Below are 21,446 nucleotides of genomic sequence, written 5' to 3' on the forward strand. Positions count from 1 at the left end.
CCCACCACCCCACCCCCACCCCACCTCCTCAACCGCCACTACACCCGCAAACACGGACCCAACGCCTACTACGGCAACCCCACCACCAACTGACGACGAAAGGTGCTCCGGTCGACCGGAGCACCTTCGCTGGAAATGACTATGAGCGGAGCCCTGTAGCGGAAAGAGGGGTGGATGGAAAAACAGGCTATTCCTGTGAGACCGCGTAACCGGGCACAGACGGCCATCGAACCGTCAACAACACGGATTCTTCTTCCGCGAACCAGGAGTGGTCGACTCCAGGCCCCCAGACAACGTAATCTCCCTGCTTTTCCAGAACAATGCTGCGGTTTGGAAAATCCACGCGAAACTGGCCGCTGATGAGTACGAGGAGAGCGGTGCGCTCTTCGCCCCTCACCCACTCCAAACGCTCGTCGCCGCGCGGGTGGATACCCCACTTGACTTCCACCGCCTGGGTGTGACGAGGGTCATCGATGTCCTTGAAGTGTCCGAGAATCCACCCTCGATCCAAGGGGGCGTCCTCGCCCGCATTTCCTGTGTAAATTTCGCCTTCCATGAAGCGGAAGAATATCAGGCATGACAGGAACGGAAGTATGTGATTCTTTATCTGAGCCTGGATCTCGAAGGCGGCGGCGAAGCATTTGATGTGGATGCGAGTCCCGGCAACGTCGCCTCGCCGACACCTTCGGGCACAGGTCTTGGAGACAGCTTGTCGGGCCTTACAGGTCGGTGGCCCGCTCATGGCGGGGCTCGTACAAGCCCACCTCGCCGCCACCCGGCAGACGGAACCTGGCCAGCCGTCCCCAGCGCGCATCAGTGAGTGGCTGCGTGAACTCGACGCCCTTCGCGGTCAGATCCGCCACGGTTGCATCGACGTCGTCGCACATCAGGTAGAGCTCCTGCGTCTCCGGGCCGTCCGTGGGATGCACGGCGACCTCGGCCGGCGGAAGCTTGAAGATCAGCCAGCCGCCTCCCGCGTCAACGTGCGGATACTCCAGCACATTCTTGAAGAAGGCCCGGTCCGCTTCCGCGTCACGGCTGTAGATGATGACATGTCCGCCATTGATCACGCGGCCAGGGTAAGTCCTCGCAGAGACAGCGCGATGCTGTCACTTCATACGGAATGTCGCGGATCAATTGGACAGTCGGCTTTCCCTCAATCGGTCGACGCAGGACGAAGACGGCCTCCGTACGCGGCTCAGTAGAGGGGGCCGTTGTAGGAGGGGTACAACGCGCGGGTGGTGCTGTGGGCCGCCACGCAGGGGGTGCCGCCGGCGGCGTAGAGGTCGCAGGGCAGAGAGCCGGCGGCCTGGGAGGCCGGGGCCGTGCCGGCGAGGATGCCGGTGCCGAGCGCGGTTGCCGCTCCTGTTGCCAGGAGGGCGCGCGGGGAGCGGCGTAACCACTGTCGGATGGTCATGGAATGACTCCTCTGGTTGTGGGGCGACGACCGCGGAAGGTGCGGTCGGCGGTCAGAACTGGGTGAAGAACTTCCACACCCCTCTGCCCACGCCTCGCCGGCACGGATCGTCTGCGCACGCGAGCGGACCGCGGCTCCCGGACCGACCCCTGGACACATCGCGTTGCGCGCCGGGCGACGACACGGCCGTCGTCCCCGCGCGGTGGACCGTGATCTCCCCCATGTCTGATCACCGTGGGGGAGCGGTACGCAGGACCCGGACACGCTCAACATCGCGAACGCCCGACCGGATATGACGTCCCCCGCCTGGGCTTCCTCCTCTGACATCTGCCGGTTCAGGTGCCGGCCCGGATGCCATGAGCGACCGTGTCCTGCGTTCGCGCAGAACCGCCCTAAAACCGGCCGCACCTCGACCGGCCCACCGCCCCTCCCTCTGCGTCGGCTCAGCCGAACCGCAGGATGCGCGGGGCGAAGGTGCCTTCGGGACCGTCGGCGCGGCCGACCGACCACACCGTCGCGGTGCCCGGCACCGGCGCCAGCCGTGGCGCCCAGGAGTCCCCCTCTCCGGCCACCGCCGGTTCGCTGTACTCGGTGAAGGACTGTCCGTTCCACGCGAGGAAGTCCGGGCCGGAGACAAGCGGGGGAGTGCTGCCCGGTGGGCCCCACTTCTGCGAGCGGCCCACCGCGACCCAGGCCAGCTCGCCGGACGTGGTGGGTGCCAGTGAGCTGATCGAGCCGAAATCGGTGGGCACGGTCACCCGGCTCCAGTTCTGTCCGTCCCAGCGGACCAGCAGGGGCGGGACCGGCCGGCCCGGCGGGCCGCCGACGAACCCGGCCGTGCCACCCGCCCACACCTCCGTCGGCGAGACCGCCAGCACACTGCCCACCGCCGACCGCGGGAACCCGTCCACGATCGTCTGCTGCCACACCTGCCCGTTCCAGTGCGACACGGCCGCCCCCGAGTCGGTGGCGCCCGCCGCCCAGACGTCGGCCGCCGCCAGGATGTGCAGTCCGTACACGGACCCGGGCGGCACGGGCAGGTCCCGCCAGCCGTTCCCGTCCCAGCGCAGCAGCACCTGTGCGCCGTCGCGCGACCCGATCAGCCAGGTCTCATCGCCGCCTGAGACGAGTTTCGTCGGAACGACACCGCTGGGCGGCCGGCTCTCGGACCAGGCGATTCCGTCGAAGCGGAGCAGACGGGCGCCCCTCGCCGCGTCACGGCCCGCCGCCCAGACCGCGGTCGGTGAGGTCGCGGCTACGGACAGCAGTTCTCCCTGCCAGCCGATCCCTGGCAGACTCTGGCGCTGCCACGCGGATCCGTCCCAGCGCAGCACCAGCGGAAAGCCCGGTGCCTCGCGGCCCACAGCGTCGGTGCCCACCGCCCATGCCCGGTCCGGCCCGAAGGCCACGGCTTCGTTCAGCCCGGCCTGTGGGCGCACCTGGGCCGGTACGGGGACGTGTTGCCAGGACAGGGTGTCCGCCGCGGCCGAGCTCATGATCGCCACCAGGGTCATGACGACAGTGAGGGCCGCGACGAGAAGTCTTCGTGCCATGGTCAGCCTCCCAGGCGCTCGCTCATCAGGTTCGGTTTCGAGCCGTAGATCTCGACGGTCCCGAAGGACAGGAGTGAGCGTCCGGTGCTCGCCAGGACACGCGGTTTGACGTCGATCGCGTTCGTGCGCTCCGGGCCGTAGGAGAAGGTGGTGCGCGGGCCGTCGATGCGCGCGTACTTCGACTGGAACGCGCGGTCGCTGCGTACGGGCAGCCACAGTGCTCCGTCCGGGCCGCGCACCATGCCCTCGGTATAGGTGTCGCCCAGCGGTGGGTACGTGGTGCGCCAGGCTCGGTGCCCGGTCCTGGTCATCAGGTAGGTGCGGGCCGCGCCGTCGACGTACTGGCTGCCGCCGATCGTGATCCGGCCGGACGGTTCGAGCAGGATCGTGTGCACGTTGCTGTTCGACGGCAGCGGCACCTTCGCGTCCCGCCACGCCGTGCCGTCCCAGCGCAGAACGGCCGTCCCGTTGCTGGTGTCCGCCCAGGCCCAGGCGTCGTCGGCGGTCCGCGCGGTGATCCCCATCAGGAACAGCACTCCGTCCGGGGTGGTCTGTGCGGTCCAGCCGGAGCCGTCGTAGTGCAACACCTTCAGCCCGGTGTCGTCCTCACCGACCACCCACGCGGCACCCTGAACCGCGGTGAAGTCCTGGTAGGTCCACAGGGTCTGCGGCACGGGGACGGTGCTCCACCCTCCCGCCGACCGGCGCAAGATCTCGCCGTTCCCCGCGCGGTTGTGGAAGATCCACACTTCCTTGCCGACGAACTGCACCTTGCCGAGCCAGCCCGGTTCACCGGCGCCGGGGAACGTGGTGTCCCGGCTCCACGCCGTGCCGTCCCACCGGTACAACATAGGCCGCAGCCCGTCGGCGGCCTGCTCGTACCCGGTCGCCCACGCCTCACCCGGCCCGCGGGCGGCGAGATCGGACACGGTCACCGGCGGGGTCGCGGCGGGCACTGGAAGCGCCGACCAACTCGGCGGTACTGCGGCACCCGGGGTCACGGCCGCAGCCGGCGACACCGCCGCGACACACGCGATCACCAGACAGAGGACGACCGCACGGAGACCGTTCATGGGACCTCCCAGAGCGCGAAGGCCGCACACGCTATTGGCCTTCACGGGCCGTGGACAGACCTCATTCGGCCGATCGTGGCGACCACCGAGGGGCGTGGGGCTGCTGGAGGCGCGAGCGCATTCGGTTCGCCTGCGGTCACGGACGGCGCTGTGCGATGTAGCGCGGGGCGTCGCTTGCGCGCGGCGGTGTCATGAACAACTGCGTCTGTCGGAATGGGAGTTGCTGCCGCAGGCGGGTGGCCGACCGCTTGGGGCTGCGGGGCTGCGAGGGTGTTGGTGTCGAGCGGGGCGCTCGCGGCCGGGCCGTAGGGGCTCTTGCCCGGCCCCGGGCGCGGACACTGAGCTTGTGCGGTCCGGTGATGGACCGGCGCGTCCGGAATGTCGAGTGCGGCCCGCGGTCGCCGCGGGCCGCACCATTCCTTCGGCCTCAGTCAGGTGCGAGCCGGTGTGGCCCGGTCGGGCTTGGGGTCAAGGCGGACGACGAGGCCCTTCGACGTCGGCTGGTTGCTGATGTCGGCGACGCTGTCCAGCGGCACCAGGACGTTGGTCTCGGGGTAGTAGGCGGCCGCGGAGCCCGGCGCGGTCGGATAAGGAACGACCTCGAAGTTCTCGGCCCGGCGCTCGACGCCGTCCGCCCAGACGCTCACCAGGTCGACGCGGTCGCCCTGGGCGAGGCCGAGTGCGGAGAGGTCGACCGGGTTGACGAGGACGACGTGGCGGCTTCCGTGGACGCCGCGGTACCGGTCGTTGAGCGTGTAGGGGATGGTGTTCCACTGGTCGTGCGAGCGCAGGGTCTGCAACAGCAGATGCCCCTCGGGCGCCTTCGGGACCACCGGCTCGTTGCGGGTGAACAGCGCTTTGCCCGCCGAGGTGTTGAACACGCCCTCGTTGACGGGGTTGGGCAGTTGGAAGCCGCCCGGACGCGACACCCGCGCATTGAAGTCGTGGAACCCCGGCACGATACGGGAGATACGGTCACGGATCGTGCCGTAGTCCCCTTCGAACCGGTCCCAGGGGATGTCCGCCTTGCCGTCGAGGGTGCGGCGGGCGAGCCGGCACAGGATGGCGACCTCGCTGAGGAGCAGATGGGATGCCGGTGCGAGGCGCCCCGTGGAGGTGTGCACCTCGCTCATGGAGTTCTCCACCGTGACGAACTGTTCGCCGTTGGCCTGGATGTCCCGCTCGGTGCGGCCGAGGGTCGGCAGGATCAGCGCCGTATCACCGCAGACGGTGTGGGACCGGTTCAGCTTGGTGGAGATGTGGGCGGTCAGCCGGCACGAGCGCATCCCAACTGCGGCTGCTCCAGGCGAAGTCGGCCGCATCGTGCGAGTTAGGCTGCCTGCATGACAGAGGCACGGGGCCGGGTGGAGCCGTCCGGTGTATGGGCGACGGCTGTGGGCGTGGCGCGGGTGAGGGCCCTGGAGACGGCACGGGAGGACCCGCTGTTCCGGGATCCGCTGGCGCTCGCCTTCGCCACCGCCGGGGGAGTCGGCCCGGGTTCGCGGCGGCCCGAGCGCGGCAACGAGGCCGAGCGGCGGCGCTGGCTCGGGGTGGCCTCCTCGATCATCATCAGGACGAAGTTTCTGGACGACCTGCTGGACCGGGCCGCCGAGGCCGGTATCCGGCAGGTCGTTCTGCTCGGCGCCGGAATGGACAGCAGGGCCTTCCGGTTGAGCTGGCCCGCGGCCACCAGGCTGTTCGAGGTCGACACCGCCGAGCCGTTGGACTTCAAGGAATCGGTGCTGCGCCAGGAGGGTGCCGTACCCGGCTGTGAGCGGATCACCGTCGCGGTGGACCTCCGCGAGGACTGGCCGGGTGCGTTGGCCGCCGCGGGGCACGACCCGGCGCTGCCGACGGTGTGGATCGCCGAGGGACTGCTGATCTACCTTCCCGAGGACGCGGTGGAACTGCTGCTCGACCGGGTCGGTGAGCTGTCCGCGACGGGCAGCCGGATGGGTCTGACTCTGGGGTCGCGCGGTGTGCTCGCCCGCTTCGCCGACGACGCCGCATCGGGCTCGCCCGCCTCCATGTGGGTCTCGGAGATGCCCGAGGACCCGGTGGGCTGGCTCTCCGGGCTCGGCTGGGACGCGGAGGCCTTCACCCTGCGCGACCGCGCCGCCGCCTACGGCCGCCCGATCAGCACCCCGCCGCAGCGGGACGAGGGCCCGGGCGGGTTGATCTCGGCGGTACGCCGCTAGGAGTCGCCGGCAACCACTGTCGTCGGTCATGACGCGTTCCTGGGGCGGCGGCGCAGAGGTTGCTGGCCTGACGCTCGCCCGCCGCCCCGGCACCGCGTGCGCGCGACATGCCCGGACGTGGACGCAGGTCACGGGCTACGGCCGCACCCGCAACCGTCGCGCGCCTGTCCTCACGCCCCTGGGCGGACCACCCCCTGAAACCGCTTACCGCGAGCACGGGAGCACGGGGATGGCTGCATGCGGCGTCGCCGTCCGGTCCGGCAGGCCTCAGATCCAGGTGTCGAGCCACATCCTGGCGTGCCAGTCGGCATACGGGATCGTCTGCCCGGAGTAGATCGGGAAGAAATAGATGAAGTTCCAGGCGATGAGCAGGACGAGCACACCCGCGGCCACCGCGCCGCGTACCCGGCGTCCGTGGGCTGCTCCCGGCGGTCCCAGCAGGGCTGCCGACATCATGGTGACGGCCAGGCACAGGTACGGCACGAAGACGATCGCGTAGAAGGAGAAGATCGTGCGGTCCTGGTACAGGAACCACGGCAGATAACCGGCGCCCACCGCACACAGGATGGCACCGGCGCGCCAGTCGCGTCGCAGGGCCCACCGGTAGAGCAGGTAGCCGAGCGCGCAGCACGCCGCCCACCACAGCAGTGGTGTGCCCAGGGCGAGGACCGTCTGCGAACAGTTGGTCGCCGTGTGGCAGCCGTCGGCGCCCGGGCGGGGTGACTGGTAGTGGAACAGCACGGGCCGGCCCATGACCGGCCAACTCCACGGATTCGACTCGTACTTGTGCGGAATGTGCAGACCGATGTTGAACCGGTACACCCCCGACTCGTAGTGCCACAGGCTGCGCAACGGTGCCGGAATCCACGACCATGCGCCGCCGCGGCCATCCGCCCAGTGGCGTCCGTAACCGTCGTCGGACAGGAACCAGCCGGTCCATGTCGCCAGGTACGTCACGCCGGCGACCGGGACGATGGTCAGCACCGACCGGCCCAGGTCTCTGCGCAGCACCGCGCGGTAGGGATGGCGCGCTCCCGCCACGCGGCGTGCGCCGACATCCCACAGCAGGGTGAGGATCACGAAGAGGACGAGGAAGTACAGACCGTTCCACTTGGTCGAGGCCGCCAGCCCCAGGAACAGGCCGGCTGCGGCTCGCCAGGGCCGTACTCCCGTTCCGGCGTGGTCCCCGGTGTGCGCGTCGGGGCGTACCCAGCCGTCCTGGTCTGCGGGCAGGGCTGCCGCGAGCCGGGCGCGTGCGTGGTCGCGGTCGATGAGCAGACTCGCGAACGCCGCGAGTACGAAGAACATGACGACGAGGTCGAGCAGAGCGGTGCGGCTCATGACGTAGTGCAGGCCGTCCACCGCCATCAGTGCCCCGGCGAGGCATCCCAGCAGGGTCGAACGGAACAGACGGCGTCCTGCCCGGCACAGCATCAGCACCGACAGTGTGCCGAGTACCGCTGTCATGAAGCGCCAGCCGAAGGGGGTGAGACCGAACATCCACTCACCGGCGGCTATGACCCACTTGCCCGTGGGCGGGTGTGCGACGAAGGAGCCGGTGTCGGAGAGGGGAATCACCTGCGGGTCGGCCATGATCTGCGGGTCGGCGATTTTGCGGTCCGGCCAGGTGCCCTCATAACCGAGCCGCAGCAAGGACCAGCCGTCCTTGGCGTAGTACGTCTCGTCGAACACCACCGCGTGTGGGCTGCCCAGACGCCAGAAGCGCGGCAGCCCGGCGAGCAATGTCACAAGCAGTGGTCCGCCCCACCCCGACCAGCGTGCCGCCGCCGGGGACAGCCCGAGCGCGTGCCACAGCTGCGGCCGTGGTGCGGGAAACGGTGCGATCAGGCGGTCCCGCACGGACGTGTGCGCGCTTTTGGGGCGCCGGACGTACCCGAGATCGCGCAGTCGCCGCTGCCAGGAGATCGGCCGGCGATCCGCCGTGTTCCGTGTCACGGGGCCGGATGACACGGGCGCGTTCCCGTGGATCACGTGGTGGGCTTTCCGCTCGCGGTGAGGCGGTACGGCATCGGCAGCGGCCGAGAGGTCGAGGTGACGGTGGATGCCGAACCCTCCTGGGCGGTCGACGCGGTGCGGACCATCGACGGTCCCGGGACCGGCTCGGCAGAGATGCCGGGGCGAGGCCTGGGCGCGGTGCCCCCATGAGCGAAGGAGCCCGACAGAGCCATCAGCCCGACCCCGAGGCCGGCGATCACCAGCGCGGAGCCCGTGGCCATCCACGCCGTCCGGGACCGCTGCCGAGCGCGCACGGCAGCTCGCAGGCGGTGTCGGTGCCGGTCTTCGTACGGTATGTCCTGTCGGCTGTCACGCATCATCCGCGCCAGGTCCTGCTCGAAGTGATCCATGGCTCCCTCTTCACTCCACTGGTTCGACGGCATCGGGCAGCAGCCTCCGCAATCGCGCGACACCGCGTGCCGTGAGAGAGCGGGCGGTACCCACCGGACACCCCAGCACCTCGGCGACCTGCTGCTCGGGCAGATCCTGGTAGTAGCGCAGTACGACGGCAGCGCGCTGGCGTGCCGGCAGCAATGCCAACATGGCTTCGAGCCGGGTCCGTTCGTCCACGGCCGCGGTCTCGTCCGCCACCCCGGGCGGATCGGGCAGCTGATCCACGGGACGCTCGCCCCACCAGCGACGCCGTGCCGAGCGGGCCGCGGCACGGGCCAGTACCTTGCGCACATACGCCTCGGGCGCCTGCTCGGCCACCTTCGGCCAGACGAACCACAGCTTGACCAGCGCCTCTTGCAGCAGATCCTCGGCCCGGTGCCGGTCTCCGCCGGTCAGCAGGCGCGCCAGGTGGAGCAACACCGACCACCGATCCGCAACGAAGCGGTCGAACCCATCGGCCCGCAACTGCCCCATCAGCGTCGCCCCTTGCCCCCTGCCGGACTCACCGGCCTCTACCGCGTCGTCGTGGCGGCGACGCACACCTTGATCGCCACCACGCGCCGCGGTGCGACCGCGGACCCCCTACACCCTTCACCAAGACACTGGACCCCACCCCGCTATGCACCCCAGGTATGTGGCGTGGACCACATTTCACGGGGAGTTGAGGGTCATCCGCCCCTCTCACACGGGCCGCAAGCGGCGTCGGCAACAGCGGTGACCGCGCCTCGGTGGACCGCGCCTACGACCCGGGTCGGTTCCGCTGCCGGTTCACACGTCCGGTACCTACTAGGTACCATGGGTCGTATGCCATCCCTGAACGTGCCGTTCACCGAGGAAGAGCTCGAAGGCGTGCGCGCGGCCGCGGCCGCCGAGGGCAAGAGCCTCAAGCAGTACCTGCACGACCTCGGGGTCCGGGAGATGCAGCGCAAGCAGTTCATCACCGGCGCGAGCGCTTGGGCCGACCGGCTGCGCGAGGAGTTCGACGACGCCTTCCCCGACGAAGTGCCCCCGTCCGAGCGTCCCGGTGGGGCTGCGGCCGCCTGATGCACCTGCATGTCGACGTCTCCTGGCTCCTCGATGTCCAGGAGGCCGCCCTCGGCTCCGAGGACATGTCGGTCGCTGACTACTCCGCCCTGGTCGCCGCCGTGGCCCGGCACAGGACCAAGCTCCCCACCCTGCAGGCCGCCGATCCGGACGCCGCGTGGCGTGCGGCCGCGCTCATGCACACCATCGTGCGCCTGGAGCCGCTCCCGCACCGCAACAGCCTCTACGCCGCGTTCGTCACGGCCCAGTACATGGACCAGTCCGGCGAGGGCATCGACCCGCCCTACGGTGCCCTGTCCGACCTCGTGCGGAAGGTCCGCGACACACGCCTGCGGGTCCCCGAGGTCGCCGACCAGATCCGTTCCTGGAAGATCTGAGCGGAACGGTCGCTGCCGCAATCGGGAGCTCACGGCCCCGTTGTGAGTGAGCGAGTGAGCGGTCGGTGCACGTGGCGCCAAGCCCGGCGAGGCCGGCTTGTTGCCGCTGGGCCCACCGGGGCTCCCGTTCGATCCCGTCGATTCCGTTGATCCCGTGCCTGACCAGCACGGTGGACAGGCGACCCCTGAAGGCATTCGCCCGGATTGTTTCGCATAGGACAACCTTTGCCAGAGCCTGAACGTCCAAAGAACAACAGGAGACGCTTTGTCTCCGCCGGGGGGAGTGTTCACGTTCATGCTCAAGGTCAGCATCGTGGTACCCGTCTACAACGCGGGCCCTTACATCGACCTGTGCGCGCCGTCACTCTTACACCAGACGCTGGGGGAGGGTGCGTACGAGATCATCTACGTCGACGACGGTTCGACCGACGACTCCCCGCAGCGGCTCGACGCGCTGGCAGGCGCATACGCGCACGTACGCGTGGTCCACCAGGAGAACTCCGGCTGGCCGGGCAAACCCCGCAACGTCGGCGTCCGGGAGGCTCGCGGCGAGTACGTCCAGTTCGTCGACCAGGACGACGAGTTGACTCCGGCGGCCCTCGAACACCTGCATCGACTGGCCACCCGCAACCGTTCCGACATCGTCCTGGGCAAGGTCATCGGCACCATGCAGGGCCCGAGCAACGTCTTCAAGCGCACCGTCGAGCGCTGCACGGTCGAGGACGCGCCCCTCATCGAGAGCCTCACCCCGCACAAGATGTTCCGCCGCGACTTCCTGCTCGCCCACGACCTCAGGTTCCCCGAGGGCCCGGTGCGGCTGGAGGACCAGCTCTTCATGGTCCGCGCCTACTTGCGTGCCAAGACGGTCTCGATCCTCGCCGACCACCCCTGCTACGTGTGGAAGCGCCGGGACGACGGCGGCAACACCAGCAGCCGCGGTACCACCCCGGAGGACTACTACGGTCACCTGCGCACCGTCGTCGACGCCATCAAGCAGGAGACCCGGTCCGGCCCCCTGCAGGACCACCTGCTGCGCCGCTCCTACCGCGTGGAACTCCTGCGCCCGGTGGGCGAACCCCGCGTCCTCAAGCGCACCGGCAAGAACCTCGAACGCCATTTCGAAGTCGTACGCGGCATGGCCCTCGACGCCTACCCGCCCGGTGTCCGCGACGGCCTCCCCGCCCTCACCAGACTGCGGGGGCACCTGCTGGAGGAGGGCCATCTGGAATCCCTCGTCGAACTGGCCCGCCGGGTCCAGGGCATCAGGCCCGAGGTCACCGTCGACGACGTCCGCTGGCGTGACGGAAAGCTCCATGTCACCACCACGATCGGCATGCGCCGTGCCGACGGTGAACCCCTCACCCTCGTCGAGCGCTACGGCCGTATGCTCCTCGACCCCGACCTGCTGGCCGGCATCCGTGGCGCCCGGGGCTGGGAGGCGCCGCACCCCCTTGGCCACGCCCACGGCGAACTCCTCGTCCACGACACGGTCCAGGACCTGTGGTGGTATCCGGATGCCGACCTGATCCCGTGCACGCAACCGCTGGGTGGCGGCCGCCACCGTGTTGTGCTCACCGGCGAAACCGTCATCGACCCCCTCACCCTGGTCGGCGGCCGGCCGATGGAACCCGGCACGCACCTGGTGTGGGCGAGTGCACAACTCCTCGGGGTGGGCCGCAGGGCGCGGGTGACGCGTGGCGACGACGCAACGCGCCGTGCGGGTCCGGGCTTCGGGGCGGGCCTAGGTCCGGGCTTCGGCTCGGTCAGGGTCGGCAGTCCGCCCCACCTGGTGATCTCGGGCTGGGGCGGTGGTCCGGCGGGCCAACTTCGCCTCTCCGTGCGCCCACCGGGCCGGGCCACGCTCCCGCACCGCATCCTCCTGCGCGCCACATCGGCCCCGCACATGCGCCGAGCGGCCCGTACGGTCCTCGATCAACTCCCCCCGGACGTACGCCGCCGGGCGAAGAAACTGGCGCGCAGGGCGGATCCCTGGAGCGGCGGCTGAGAAGCGGAGAGGACGACAGGCTCCTGCCGGCCCGGCGGCGCCGCTCCAGATCTTCGTGGCGCTCTGGACCGCCCCTGGCTCCGGTGAGGCGTGGCTCCGCAGCATGCGCCGCATGGTCCGTACCAAGGGTCGCTGTCGGGCAGGTCAGAGACCTCGCGATGTTTTTCGAAAGTTCGAGGAATGTCGTTCAGGGACCGGGGTATGCGGGTGCTTGCCGGATGATGGTCCGGCGAGGAAGACACCGATCAGCCGGGAGGGGCGCATCATGACGACGGCCACCGTGCAAGCCGCTCAGCAGACCTTGGAGGTTCCTGAGATCGCGGAACCGTCCAAGGTCGCGCCCAGGGACGCACGAGAGTTGTCGAGGGTGTTCTTCGACCAGCTCGCGGTGCTGGACGAAGGGACGCCCGAGTACCAGTACGCGCGCAACACGCTGATCGAGATGAACATGTCCCTCGTCCGCTACGCGGCCGGCCGGTTCCGCAGCCGTGGTCCGGAGGAGATGGAGGACATCGTCCAGGTCGGCATGATCGGTCTGATCAAGGCGATCGACCGGTTCGAGCTGACTCGCGAGGTGGAGTTCACCTCCTTCGCGGTCCCCTACATCGTCGGCGAGATCAAGCGGTTCTTCCGCGACACCTCCTGGGCCGTGCACGTGCCCCGGCGACTGCAGGAGGCCCGCGTCCAGCTGGCGCGCGCCAGTGAAGAACTCAACACCCGCCTGGGCCGTACGCCGACGGTCCGGGAACTCTCCGAGCTGATGAGCCTTCCGGAGCAGGAGGTCATCGAGGCCCAACTGGCCTCCAACGGATACAAGTCGGCCTCCCTGGACGCGGCGATCAGCGGCAGCGAGGACGGCGAGGCCGCGCTGGCCGACTTCATCGGCAACGAGGACGCCGCCCTCGGCCTGGTCGAGGACTTCCACACCCTGGCACCGATGATCGCCGAACTCGACGAACGCGACCGGCAGATCATCCACTGGCGCTTTGTCGACGAGCTCACCCAGGCCCAGATCGGCGAGCGCCTCGGCGTCTCCCAGATGCACGTCTCGCGCCTGATCACGCGCCTCCTGGCCCGTCTGCGCGAGGGAATGCTCAGCACCCACTGACGGGTGGCGGTCCGCGTAGGTCGGAGCCGCTCTCATAGTCCGCCGCAGCCGCTACGGCCGCGGGACATGAGAAGGCGTCGACCTACGGACCGCCTCACCTCGCGGGACTCCGCCGCCAGGCCGGGCACCGCCGCCGTTCGCCCTCACCGCACCGCCGTACCTGCGACAGGACGGCCTCCGGTGGGGGCGTTTTCGGCTCAGTCCCTGCGAACGGACTTCGCCAACTCCGCGTTGAACTGAGCGCCGACCAGAAGTGCCAGGTTGGACAGCCACAACCAGATCAGGAAGATCACGGCACCCGCCAGCGAACCGTACAGACGGTTGTAGGTGCTGACGTGTGACGTATAGATGGCGAATCCGAAGGAGACGGCCAACAGGAGCACCACCGCCAAGCCGCCCCCGGGAGCCATCCGCCGGACAGGACGCGAGGCGGCCGGGCCTGAACGGTAGAGAACGAGCACCAGGGCGACGGCGACCACCGCTATGACGGGCCAGCGCAGTGCGTCCCATGCCGACCGGGGCCCGGTGCCCAGATCCAGCACGCTGCCCAGACGCCGGGCCAGGTCACCGGTGAGCAGCAACGCGAGGGTCGATGTGAGGAGCAGGGCGATCAGGACCAGTGCCGTGGCGATGATGCGCGGAGCGGTACGCCAGACCGGCCGGGCGGCGTTCGTCCGCTCCATGGCGTACAGCGCACGCCGGAAGACGCTCAGATAACTGCACCCCGACCACAGGGCGCCCGTGCCTCCGACGAAGATCAACGTCCATGCCGTCGACGACTGTTCCGCCATCTGCTGCAGGGTGCTGCGCAGCAGAGCCTGGGACGCGGTCGGCGCGGCCTGCACCATGCGATCGATGACGTCCGGCCTGGCCGTGGGCATGGTCAGCCCCAGGATCGAGAGCAGGACCAGCACCAACGGGAACAGGGCCAGAACCGCGTAATAGGTCAGCGCGGCAGCCCAGTCCGTGACGTCGTCGTCCCAGACGGTCACCGGTGTCCGCCGTAGTGCCGCCCACCAGCGGGCCGTGCGACTGCCTGCATCATCCATGACGCGGATGTTCTCACTCTCCGTCCTCGGACCCTGCCGGGTGTGCCGGGTCACCGGATCACTGGGCGACGCTTTCGAAAGAGGGACTTCCCGAAAGCGCTTCGGGCCGGGACCATTTCGTGGCGCTCGGTGGAGAAGGCACAGCAATTTCCTGGAGACGCGCGATATTCGGCTGGTTCCCCGGGGCCGCCTCCACAAACGGAGCATCGCCGGTGAATGGCGCTGGAATTGCCGGGCAGACGGACGTGCAGGAGGTCGATAAACATGGTTCCCCTGCTGATAGTTCTGCTTCTCGCGCTGCTCCTCTTCGGGGCGGGCTTCGCCGTCAAGATTCTCTGGTGGGTTGCAGTCGCCGTCCTGGTGCTGTGGCTTCTCGGCTTCGTCATGCGTTCCACCACAGCCGGTGGTGGCCGGGGCCGCTGGTACCGATGGTGATCTGACCGGCACGTGCAGGTGCATCCCGGGGCCCGGCCGTCTTGACGGCCGGGCCCCGGGCGCGTGCGGTGCCGCGAGGAGAAGGCATACCGCCCATAGGAGTCACAAACGGCAGCAGGGGTAGGCGGGTTGCAGCCGGGGGCGGGTGCGGGCACGCGCGACGGAACCCGCGCGACCTCCTGCCCTGCACCCGCCCCCGGCGTCGCCGAAGTCCGCTGCCGGTGCACCCCTGCCGCGGACGCGGTGCCGCGAGCCCTACTGGGGCAACCGCCTGAGCCACAACGTGGCAAGACCGTAGGCGACAGCCGCCACGGCGACTCCCGCGAGGGTCGTAGACGTGTACGCGTATTCGGGCAGCCTGTGGCTGAAGAATCCGAACACGGCGTCACGGGTGATGGTGAACGCTGCGACGGCGGCGAACATCGCACCCGCTGACTGCCTGGTCCACCGACCCGACCTCGCGGCGACGGCATCCGGGTGGGGAGCAAGTGGTTCTGTCACTCGACACTTGTACCGGTCCCGATGCGATTCCTCGCTGGGATTCACACTCGTGTCAGGGGTGCCGTTCGGTCACAGGAAGTGCCGGATCGGGGTGACGGCGACTTCCTTTGCGCGTTGCAGCACCGCCCGCCGTCTCCACCGGGTGGGATCTATGTCCACACTGCGCTTCAGATCCGCTTCGTAATCCGCGTCGAGTGTCGCAGTGAACTCCTCGTCGAGTACGGCGAGCATCACCTCTTCGTCGTGGTCCATGGACCGACGGTTGAAATTGGTGGATCCGATGAGGGAAGCGACCTTGTCAACGGTGATGATCTTGGTGTGCATCATCGTCGGCTGGTACTGACGGATGTGCACACCCGCCTGCAGCAGGCGCGTGTAGTGGTGTTGACCGGCCAACTGACAGGCGCGCTGGTCGGTGTGCGGGCCCGGCAACAGGATCTCGACGCTCACGCCCCGACGAGCGGTCTCGCACAGCAGGTCGATGAAATAGGTGTCCGGAGCGAAGTAGGCGGTGGCCAGCCGGAAACGTTCCTCGGCGGAACTGAGCATGACCCGGATGAGGGTCTGCAGGTCCTGCCAGCCGATGCTCGCGGAGCCGCGGACGACCTGGACCACCGATGATCCGGCTTGCTGGTGTTCCGTGAAGCGGTCGCGGTCGTCGAAGAGTTCGTCGTGGCACTCCGCCCAGTTCTGCGCGAACGCGGCCGCGATGCCGTCGACGGCCGGACCGCGGACCTGGACGTGGGTGTCCCGCCATTCGGCCGGGTTGCGCGCATCGCCGCACCATTCCTCGGCGATGCCGACGCCGCCGGTGAACGCGGTGTGCTCGTCGACGATGAGAGCCTTGCGGTGGCAGCGGTGATTCTGCTTGAACGGCGACAGCCACGCTGGTCTGCGGAACCAGGCCACCTGTACGCCCGCGCAGCTCATGAGGTCCAGCAACTGCCGCTCGATCTCCTTGGCGCCGAAGCCGTCGAGCAGCAGGCGTACCCGCACTCCCGCGCGGGCGCGGTCGGCCAGGGTGGCGGCGATGTCGTGGGCCACCTGGCCCCGCCAGTACACGAACGTCATCATGTCGATGGTGTGCCGAGCCGAACGGATCGCCCCGAGCATCGCGGGGAAGATCTCATCCCCGTTGCGCAGGGGCACCAAGGCGTTGCCTTCGGTGGCGGCCACGCCGATGAGCCGCTCAAGGCGACGCCGTAGGCGCTGCTTGCGCGCCTCCGTGTCGGGCACGGTGTCGCGAGCAGAGGGTGCAGGTCTACCGCCGAGTGTCACGCCGAATCTCCAACTGGGCCATGAAGAAGGAACATCAGGGCTGCTGCGTGAGCCCGAACAACCGCATTCCCGGTCGCCGCCGCGGCACTCCAGCCGACGGCGGTGCCGAAGCCGAAGGGGACGGCCCGCACCGCATGGCTGACCGTCAGCTGTGGTGAGGCACGTTCATGTGGAGGCGGATGGTGGTGCCGTCATCCCGGGTGGAGCGGATCTCGACCAGGTCGCAGAGCTGGTGGACCAGCCACAGGCCGCGGCCGCCGATCTGGTCTGTGGTGGGGCGGGCACGGCCGACCATCACGTCGGCGATGTAGCCGGCGTCGCGGAACTCGCACAGGAACGTCGAGTCCTGGGTCCAGGTGCGCAGGGTCCCGCTGCCCCCGCCGTGCCGGATGCTGTTCGTGGCGATCTCCGTGACGGCGACGGCCAGCTTCTGCCGCTGTTCCTCCCGGATGCCCGCGTCCGATGCGCACTGGGTGACCTTCGCGCGGATCGCGGCCAGGTCGCCATGTGTGTAGCTCAGTTCCTGGAAGGGATCGCACGGGGGGTTCAGGGCGTCGAAGGGGTATGCGTCGGCGGTGAGGTAGCCCTGGTTGCGGACGTAGTGGCTGTCCTGGCGGATCAGCGGGTGGCAGCGGGACAACGACTGCAGGGCGCTCTGGTCGTCGTCGGCATCGTCGTAGGGGCACAGCATCGACCAGGCGGAGCTGCGGGCGAAGGCCCGGTTCAGGAGCCACTCGTGGTAGCGCAGCTCGGAGAGGTGCGCGGCGTTGCGGGCCTCGCGCCAAGCCGTCTCCCCGATGCCCCGTACCGGCCTGTTGCCCGCACCGCGCTCCTCCAGCCACGCCACCCAGGCGCCGACGAGCCGGCCGGGGTTGGGGCCGAGCGCCGTGGTGTCGACGAAGGTGACGGCGGGCTCGTCGGTGAGTTCGTCGCGCAGGAGTGACACCTTGTCCGACGGGACGGCGACGACCACGGCCTCCCCGCCTTCCAGGGCCTCGTGGATGTATCCCAGTGTCCCGGACAGGAACTGCGCGTCGCCGCGGTAGGGGTAGAGCTCGTGACGGAAGAACGGCTGGGCCTGTCCGGACGGCGTCGGGGAAGAGAGCGAGGTCATGCGGCCATCACCACCGGCAGGCCGGGGGCCGCGTAGCCTGCGAGGTCCCAGCACAGGCGCACGGTCTCGTTGGCGCCTTCCACGACGATCCGGCGGTCCGGCAGGTGACGGGCTGCGTCGACCAGGGCGTGCATACCAGCGGCATCGATCATGTCCAGGGTGTCGAAGCGCAGCTTCACCTTGGGTGAGAACCGGACCGCCGTGCGTACCGCGATGTTGAACGCGTCCGCGCACTCCGAGTCGATCACTCCGTCAACACTCCAGCTGTCGGCCCCCGTGCTGTACATCCGGAAAGCCGGACGTTCAGCGCGTCTGCCCATCTCGTGCGGGTGCACACCTGCCACATGTTCCAGCGTAGGCGCGTCCCACTGCGACGGCTGGAAGGCGCACAGCACGATGGCGTTGCTCTCCGAGGCGAACTCGTCGAGCTTCAGCTCCTGTGCCAGCAGGTCCTCGGTCCCGCTGGGCGCTGTCGCAGGCACCCGCTCGGTCAGCACGCGCACCGCCCGGTAGCCCTCCCGGGCCGCGGTACGGGCTTCCCGGCGCACCGCGGCCAGGAAGGAGTCGAGGTCCGCGACGCGGGGAAGGTCGAGAATCACCGAGGCGGACGGCACCGCGTCACGGGTCAGACCGGAGACGGCGCCGGCGGAGCCGACGACCACGATCTTGTCGCCGTAAAGAGCGCCGTCGGCCACGTAGGCGAGCACGTCGGGCGGGGTAGCGGCGGCTGAGTCCGTGTGCCAGCAGACGTGGTCCCCGAGCTCGAATTCGTCGAACGTAGCCAGCGTCCGCGCCGCCCTCACCTGGTCCCCTTCCGACCTTCTCACCCGCCCCGGACACTGAGGGTACTGGTCCGAACAGAAGATCGTTAAGCCGTATGGAGATCGCCCAGGTCACGGGCCTGCAACAGCGGAAGGATCCGTCCCTCCCTGTTCCGTCGCCCGGACGGTCAGGGTGTCGGGGCAGGACGGCCCCGACCCGTTGTCCTGCTCGATCAGTGCGCCCTCGCGCCGTCAGTCCTCGGTGATCCGGATGATCGTGCGGCCGGGGACGCGCTCCCGTGGACTGAAGGCGGCCGCCGCCTCTGCCAGCGGTCGCACCGCGCCGACCCGCACCCGGAGCCGGCCGTCCCGCAGGCGCTGGGCGAGAACGGCGAGACGTGCGCGGTCCGGTTCCACGACGAAGAAGAGGGCTCGCCCGTCAGCGGGCCGCACGGTGGGAGGGTGGGCGATGGTGACGAGCGTGCCGCCGGCCCGCACGAGCGACGCCGACCGGTCGAGGATGTCGCCGCCGATCACGTCGAACACGACGTCGGCCTGTCCCGCGTCCTCCAAGCGGTCGGCCTCCAGGTCGAGGAACGCGTGCGCCCCCAGGCCGAGGACGGTCTCCCGGTCGGGGGCCCGGCCCGTGGCGATCACACGGGCACCCGCTTCGCGGGCGAGCTGCACCGCGATCGAGCCGACACCGCCGGCCGCACCGTGGATCAACGTGGTCTGGCCGGCGACAAGATGTGCGTGGTCGAACAGGCCCTGCCACGCAGTCAGTCCGGAGATCGGCAGTGCGGCTGCCACCGTGTGATCGATGTCGGCGGGGAGCGGGGCGAGGTTGCGGGCTTCGACGGCGACGTACTCGGCCAGCGAACCGTCGCGGGTCCAGTCGGTCAGCCCGAAGACCCGCTGGCCGACGGTGAGGCCCCTCGTGCCGTAGCCGAGCTCCGTCACCACCCCCGAGACCTCGTGGCCGGGCACGCTCGGGGTGCGGTCGCGGCCGGCGCGGTCGGTCCAGGTGGCGGGCCAGTCGAGCTCCCCCCGGGTGAAGCCCGCGGCGTGCACCCGCACGATGACGTCGTTCTCGGCGGCGTGGGGCTGGGGGAGGTCCTCCGGGGTCAGTCCCGCGACTCCGGCCTCACGGTTGCGGACAGTGATGGCTCGCACGAGCATTTCCTTTCGTGTCGCGGTGTGGAATGAGCGTCGGTCGCTCTTCGGGGGGAGCCGTTCCACGGTCTGTCGGTGGGTGACCGGGCCGCGTGGATCAGTGCCGGGCGGCGACCGCTGGCGCCAGGGGCCCGCGCGGCACGGCCGCCGACGTGTACGGCGTGGACGACGGGAACGGAGCGGGCGTATCGGCTCGCTCTCTGCCGGTCACTGGGGCCAGGGAGCGTCCATGATGCGCTCGACCATGGACGTACGGCGGTATCCGGGAACGAAGTGTTCCAGGACGTCCGCGTTGACGGTCCCGTACGCGGTGTCCGGGCGGTCTTTGAGGCCGTCGACGAATGCCTGCAGGAACTCCTTCTTGAACGCGCCACGTGGATGAGCGGCGACGATGTCGTCCACCTGGTCGCCGGACAGCCTGTCCAGCCCCCAGCCGACCGCGTCGGTCAGCACGCCGTGGTTCGTGGCAGCCGTCTCGGGGCCCATCCGGCCGGGAAGCCCCGGTGTGGTGTGGAGCGCGATCGCCGTCCAGACGGCCTCGGCGGCACTCCGGGAGAATCCGCGGTCGCGCAGGAACTTCCTCGCGTGGTCGGCTCCGTCCAGCTCGAAACGCTGCTGCGTCCCGGAGAACGGGATCAGAAGACCCACGTCATGGAACATCGCCGAGATGTAGAGCAGCTCGGGATCGGGCTGGAGCTCCAGCGCACGCGCATGGAGTGAACCGAAGAGGAATACCCGCCGGGAGTGGTGGAAGATCAGCGGATTCGTATTCTCGCGGAGAAACTCCGTGGCCTCCGCGACAGCCGAGGTTTCGGGGATTTCCACCCCTGCGATGATGTCGGTCATGGTGTCCGTGCTTTCCGGTGTGATGTGCCGCGAGTGGAGCGTGCGTCCGTACTCCACGATGCCGACCCCGGGGGCCACCGCGCCGCCTCGGTCCGGCCAGGAACCCCTCGAATCCGGTCATCGCGGGACGGATCTGTGAGCTCCGGCATGCACCGGGTGGCGATCCTCGTCTACGACCGGGTCAAACTCCTCGACGTCGTCGGCCCCGCCGAAGTGTTCGGGGAAGCGAATCTTCTCGGTGCGGACTACCGGATCGCCCTGGTGTCGACGACGGGTGCCGACGTCGCCTCCTCGATCGGGATGCGGATCGCCGTCGACGGCAGTGCCGCCACACAACCGGACCCCGACACGTTCCTGATGCCTGGCGGAGACGTGTATCCCAGAGTTCCTGTCACGCGCGACCTGGTCGATGCCACCAGGGAGCTGGCGGCCCGTTCCGGCCGGGTCGCCTCGGTGTGCTCGGGTGCCTTCGTCCTCGGAGCGACCGGCCTTCTGGACGGCAGACGGGCGACCACCCACTGGAAGATCGCGGCCGAACTCGCCGCCCGGCACCCGAAGACCCGTGTCGAACCCGACGCCATCTACGTGCGCGACGGCACCGTCTACACCTCGGCCGGAGTCACCGCGGGCATCGACCTCGCGCTGGCCCTCGTCGAGGAGGATCACGGCCCCGAGGTCAGCCGGGAGGTGGCTCGCTCCCTGGTGGTCTACCTGCAACGGGCGGGCGGCCAGTCGCAGTTCTCCGCGTCCCTGCAGGGCCCGCCGCCCCGGTCGGCCGCCCTGCGCAGGGTCGTCGACCTGGTCACGGCGGATCCCGCCGGGAACTACTCGCTCGCCGAACTGGCCACGGCCCTCAACGTCAGTACGCGTCACCTCACGAGGCTGTTCCGGGAGGAGCTGGGCACCACACCGGCCCGCTACGTCGAGTCGATCCGGCTCGACCTCGCGAAGGCGCTGCTCGACCAGGGACACACCGCGACGCAGGCGGCGTCGTTGGCGGGCTTCCCGAGTTACGAGAGTCTCCGCCGTGTCTTCGCGCGGGAGATGTCCATCAGCCCCGCCGCCTACCAGCGCCGCTTCACCACCGCACGCCGTCCCGCGTAGC

The 21,446-nt window shown here is 69.4% G+C and carries 21 protein-coding genes and 3 pseudogenes; 8 read left to right on the forward strand and 16 right to left on the reverse strand.

The features are described 5' to 3' along the window. Nucleotides 1-93: pseudogene (araD, locus tag ACZ48Z_RS25850) on the forward strand (L-ribulose-5-phosphate 4-epimerase); the annotation flags it as partial. A gap of 94 nt (nt 94-187) precedes the next feature. On the opposite strand, the gene ACZ48Z_RS25855 reads toward araD, so the two are convergent. From ACZ48Z_RS25855 to ACZ48Z_RS25880, 6 genes and pseudogenes are all read right to left on the reverse strand, one after another. After that, nucleotides 188-556 (reverse strand): cupin domain-containing protein, encoded by a 369-nt coding sequence (locus ACZ48Z_RS25855; protein ID WP_468738258.1) that lies wholly within the window; start codon nt 554-556, stop codon nt 188-190. Between the two features lie 163 nt (nt 557-719). After that, the gene (locus ACZ48Z_RS25860) at nt 720-1,070 is read right to left on the reverse strand and encodes a VOC family protein (protein WP_468738259.1); all 351 of its coding nucleotides are present in this window, start codon (nt 1,068-1,070) and stop codon (nt 720-722) included. 131 nt (nt 1,071-1,201) lie between these two features. Next, nucleotides 1,202-1,417: pseudogene (locus ACZ48Z_RS25865) on the reverse strand (arabinofuranosidase catalytic domain-containing protein); the annotation flags it as partial. A 443-nt stretch (nt 1,418-1,860) separates the two neighbouring features. Then, nucleotides 1,861-2,970 carry a hypothetical protein gene (locus ACZ48Z_RS25870; protein ID WP_468738260.1) on the reverse strand — a complete coding sequence of 370 codons (1,110 nt, stop codon included), beginning with the start codon at nt 2,968-2,970 and terminating at the stop codon, nt 1,861-1,863. A 2-nt stretch (nt 2,971-2,972) separates the two neighbouring features. Beyond that, nucleotides 2,973-4,043, reverse strand: a complete 1,071-nt coding sequence (locus tag ACZ48Z_RS25875; RefSeq protein ID WP_468738261.1) for a hypothetical protein — start codon at nt 4,041-4,043, stop codon at nt 2,973-2,975. 431 nt (nt 4,044-4,474) lie between these two features. Then, a pseudogene (locus ACZ48Z_RS25880) lies at nt 4,475-5,329 on the reverse strand (molybdopterin dinucleotide binding domain-containing protein); the annotation flags it as partial. 57 nt (nt 5,330-5,386) lie between these two features. Here ACZ48Z_RS25880 and ACZ48Z_RS25885 point away from each other — a divergent pair. Then, nucleotides 5,387-6,241, forward strand: a complete 855-nt coding sequence (locus ACZ48Z_RS25885) for a class I SAM-dependent methyltransferase (RefSeq protein WP_468738262.1) — start codon at nt 5,387-5,389, stop codon at nt 6,239-6,241. 267 nt (nt 6,242-6,508) lie between these two features. Here the strand turns inward: ACZ48Z_RS25885 and ACZ48Z_RS25890 are convergent, their stop codons facing one another. From ACZ48Z_RS25890 to ACZ48Z_RS25900, 3 genes are all read right to left on the reverse strand, one after another. Next, nucleotides 6,509-8,197: a dolichyl-phosphate-mannose--protein mannosyltransferase gene (locus ACZ48Z_RS25890; protein WP_468738263.1), complete on the reverse strand. Its 1,689-nt coding sequence runs from the start codon at nt 8,195-8,197 to the stop codon at nt 6,509-6,511. Nucleotides 8,198-8,229: 32 nt separating this feature from the next. Continuing rightward, on the reverse strand, nt 8,230-8,478 hold the full coding sequence (locus ACZ48Z_RS25895; protein WP_468738264.1) for a hypothetical protein: 249 nt from the start codon (nt 8,476-8,478) through the stop codon (nt 8,230-8,232). A 139-nt stretch (nt 8,479-8,617) separates the two neighbouring features. After that, entirely contained in the window at nt 8,618-9,124 is a 507-nt protein-coding gene (locus ACZ48Z_RS25900) for a SigE family RNA polymerase sigma factor (protein WP_468738265.1), read from the reverse strand. A 330-nt stretch (nt 9,125-9,454) separates the two neighbouring features. Between ACZ48Z_RS25900 and ACZ48Z_RS25905 the strand changes: the two genes are divergently transcribed. The 4 genes from ACZ48Z_RS25905 (at nt 9,455) to ACZ48Z_RS25920 (ending at nt 13,184) form a co-directional block, all read left to right on the forward strand. Then, nucleotides 9,455-9,694, forward strand: coding sequence for a hypothetical protein (locus ACZ48Z_RS25905; RefSeq protein WP_468738266.1), 240 nt, complete (start codon nt 9,455-9,457; stop codon nt 9,692-9,694). Further along, nucleotides 9,694-10,071 carry a toxin Doc gene (locus ACZ48Z_RS25910; protein ID WP_468738267.1) on the forward strand — a complete coding sequence of 126 codons (378 nt, stop codon included), beginning with the start codon at nt 9,694-9,696 and terminating at the stop codon, nt 10,069-10,071. Before ACZ48Z_RS25905 ends, ACZ48Z_RS25910 begins: the two co-directional genes overlap by 1 nt. 295 nt (nt 10,072-10,366) lie before the next feature. Beyond that, entirely contained in the window at nt 10,367-12,076 is a 1,710-nt protein-coding gene (locus tag ACZ48Z_RS25915) for a glycosyltransferase family 2 protein (protein WP_468738268.1), read from the forward strand. Between the two features lie 265 nt (nt 12,077-12,341). Continuing rightward, nucleotides 12,342-13,184: an RNA polymerase sigma factor SigF gene (locus tag ACZ48Z_RS25920; RefSeq protein ID WP_468738269.1), complete on the forward strand. Its 843-nt coding sequence runs from the start codon at nt 12,342-12,344 to the stop codon at nt 13,182-13,184. A gap of 197 nt (nt 13,185-13,381) precedes the next feature. Here ACZ48Z_RS25920 and ACZ48Z_RS25925 read toward each other — a convergent pair whose 3' ends face one another. Next, nucleotides 13,382-14,233 (reverse strand): YihY/virulence factor BrkB family protein, encoded by an 852-nt coding sequence (locus tag ACZ48Z_RS25925; RefSeq protein WP_468738270.1) that lies wholly within the window; start codon nt 14,231-14,233, stop codon nt 13,382-13,384. Between the two features lie 264 nt (nt 14,234-14,497). Here ACZ48Z_RS25925 and ACZ48Z_RS25930 point away from each other — a divergent pair, with 264 nt between their 5' ends. Then, entirely contained in the window at nt 14,498-14,668 is a 171-nt protein-coding gene (locus ACZ48Z_RS25930; RefSeq protein ID WP_468738271.1) for a hydrophobic protein, read from the forward strand. A gap of 255 nt (nt 14,669-14,923) precedes the next feature. Here ACZ48Z_RS25930 and ACZ48Z_RS25935 read toward each other — a convergent pair whose 3' ends face one another. The 6 genes from ACZ48Z_RS25935 to ACZ48Z_RS25960 form a co-directional block, all read right to left on the reverse strand. Beyond that, nucleotides 14,924-15,091, reverse strand: a complete 168-nt coding sequence (locus ACZ48Z_RS25935; RefSeq protein WP_468738272.1) for a hypothetical protein — start codon at nt 15,089-15,091, stop codon at nt 14,924-14,926. A 147-nt stretch (nt 15,092-15,238) separates the two neighbouring features. Beyond that, on the reverse strand, nt 15,239-16,405 hold the full coding sequence (locus ACZ48Z_RS25940; RefSeq protein ID WP_468738273.1) for a phospholipase D-like domain-containing protein: 1,167 nt from the start codon (nt 16,403-16,405) through the stop codon (nt 15,239-15,241). A gap of 187 nt (nt 16,406-16,592) precedes the next feature. After that, nucleotides 16,593-17,561 (reverse strand): anti-sigma factor RsbA family regulatory protein, encoded by a 969-nt coding sequence (locus ACZ48Z_RS25945; protein WP_468738274.1) that lies wholly within the window; start codon nt 17,559-17,561, stop codon nt 16,593-16,595. Beyond that, nucleotides 17,558-18,388: an MEDS domain-containing protein gene (locus ACZ48Z_RS25950; RefSeq protein ID WP_468738275.1), complete on the reverse strand. Its 831-nt coding sequence runs from the start codon at nt 18,386-18,388 to the stop codon at nt 17,558-17,560. The genes ACZ48Z_RS25945 and ACZ48Z_RS25950 overlap by 4 nt, the downstream gene beginning before the upstream one ends. A 186-nt stretch (nt 18,389-18,574) precedes the next feature. Continuing rightward, nucleotides 18,575-19,495, reverse strand: coding sequence for an NADP-dependent oxidoreductase (locus tag ACZ48Z_RS25955; protein ID WP_468738276.1), 921 nt, complete (start codon nt 19,493-19,495; stop codon nt 18,575-18,577). Nucleotides 19,496-19,702: 207 nt separating this feature from the next. After that, nucleotides 19,703-20,341 carry an HD domain-containing protein gene (locus ACZ48Z_RS25960; protein WP_468738277.1) on the reverse strand — a complete coding sequence of 213 codons (639 nt, stop codon included), beginning with the start codon at nt 20,339-20,341 and terminating at the stop codon, nt 19,703-19,705. Between the two features lie 135 nt (nt 20,342-20,476). On the opposite strand from ACZ48Z_RS25960, the gene ACZ48Z_RS25965 reads away from it, so the two are divergent. After that, on the forward strand, nt 20,477-21,445 hold the full coding sequence (locus tag ACZ48Z_RS25965) for a GlxA family transcriptional regulator (protein WP_468738278.1): 969 nt from the start codon (nt 20,477-20,479) through the stop codon (nt 21,443-21,445). The last annotated feature ends 1 nt before the right edge of the window (nt 21,446 follow it).

It is taken from the genome of Streptomyces sp. NPDC031225, from assembly GCF_055570355.1.

Excerpts from the sequence above, each read along its gene's own strand:
- ACZ48Z_RS25855 (WP_468738258.1), bottom strand. The coding sequence starts at position 556 with ATGGAAGGCGAAATTTACACAGGAAATGCGGGCGAGGACGCCCCCTTG.
- ACZ48Z_RS25870 (WP_468738260.1), bottom strand. The coding sequence starts at position 2,970 with ATGGCACGAAGACTTCTCGTCGCGGCCCTCACTGTCGTCATGACCCTG.
- ACZ48Z_RS25875 (WP_468738261.1), bottom strand. The coding sequence starts at position 4,043 with ATGAACGGTCTCCGTGCGGTCGTCCTCTGTCTGGTGATCGCGTGTGTC.
- ACZ48Z_RS25885 (WP_468738262.1), top strand. The coding sequence starts at position 5,387 with ATGACAGAGGCACGGGGCCGGGTGGAGCCGTCCGGTGTATGGGCGACG.
- ACZ48Z_RS25895 (WP_468738264.1), bottom strand. The coding sequence starts at position 8,478 with ATGGCCACGGGCTCCGCGCTGGTGATCGCCGGCCTCGGGGTCGGGCTG.
- ACZ48Z_RS25900 (WP_468738265.1), bottom strand. The coding sequence starts at position 9,124 with ATGGGGCAGTTGCGGGCCGATGGGTTCGACCGCTTCGTTGCGGATCGG.
- ACZ48Z_RS25905 (WP_468738266.1), top strand. The coding sequence starts at position 9,455 with ATGCCATCCCTGAACGTGCCGTTCACCGAGGAAGAGCTCGAAGGCGTG.
- ACZ48Z_RS25910 (WP_468738267.1), top strand. The coding sequence starts at position 9,694 with ATGCACCTGCATGTCGACGTCTCCTGGCTCCTCGATGTCCAGGAGGCC.
- ACZ48Z_RS25915 (WP_468738268.1), top strand. The coding sequence starts at position 10,367 with ATGCTCAAGGTCAGCATCGTGGTACCCGTCTACAACGCGGGCCCTTAC.
- ACZ48Z_RS25920 (WP_468738269.1), top strand. The coding sequence starts at position 12,342 with ATGACGACGGCCACCGTGCAAGCCGCTCAGCAGACCTTGGAGGTTCCT.
- ACZ48Z_RS25925 (WP_468738270.1), bottom strand. The coding sequence starts at position 14,233 with ATGGATGATGCAGGCAGTCGCACGGCCCGCTGGTGGGCGGCACTACGG.
- ACZ48Z_RS25930 (WP_468738271.1), top strand. The coding sequence starts at position 14,498 with ATGGTTCCCCTGCTGATAGTTCTGCTTCTCGCGCTGCTCCTCTTCGGG.
- ACZ48Z_RS25935 (WP_468738272.1), bottom strand. The coding sequence starts at position 15,091 with ATGTTCGCCGCCGTCGCAGCGTTCACCATCACCCGTGACGCCGTGTTC.
- ACZ48Z_RS25945 (WP_468738274.1), bottom strand. The coding sequence starts at position 17,561 with ATGACCTCGCTCTCTTCCCCGACGCCGTCCGGACAGGCCCAGCCGTTC.
- ACZ48Z_RS25960 (WP_468738277.1), bottom strand. The coding sequence starts at position 20,341 with ATGACCGACATCATCGCAGGGGTGGAAATCCCCGAAACCTCGGCTGTC.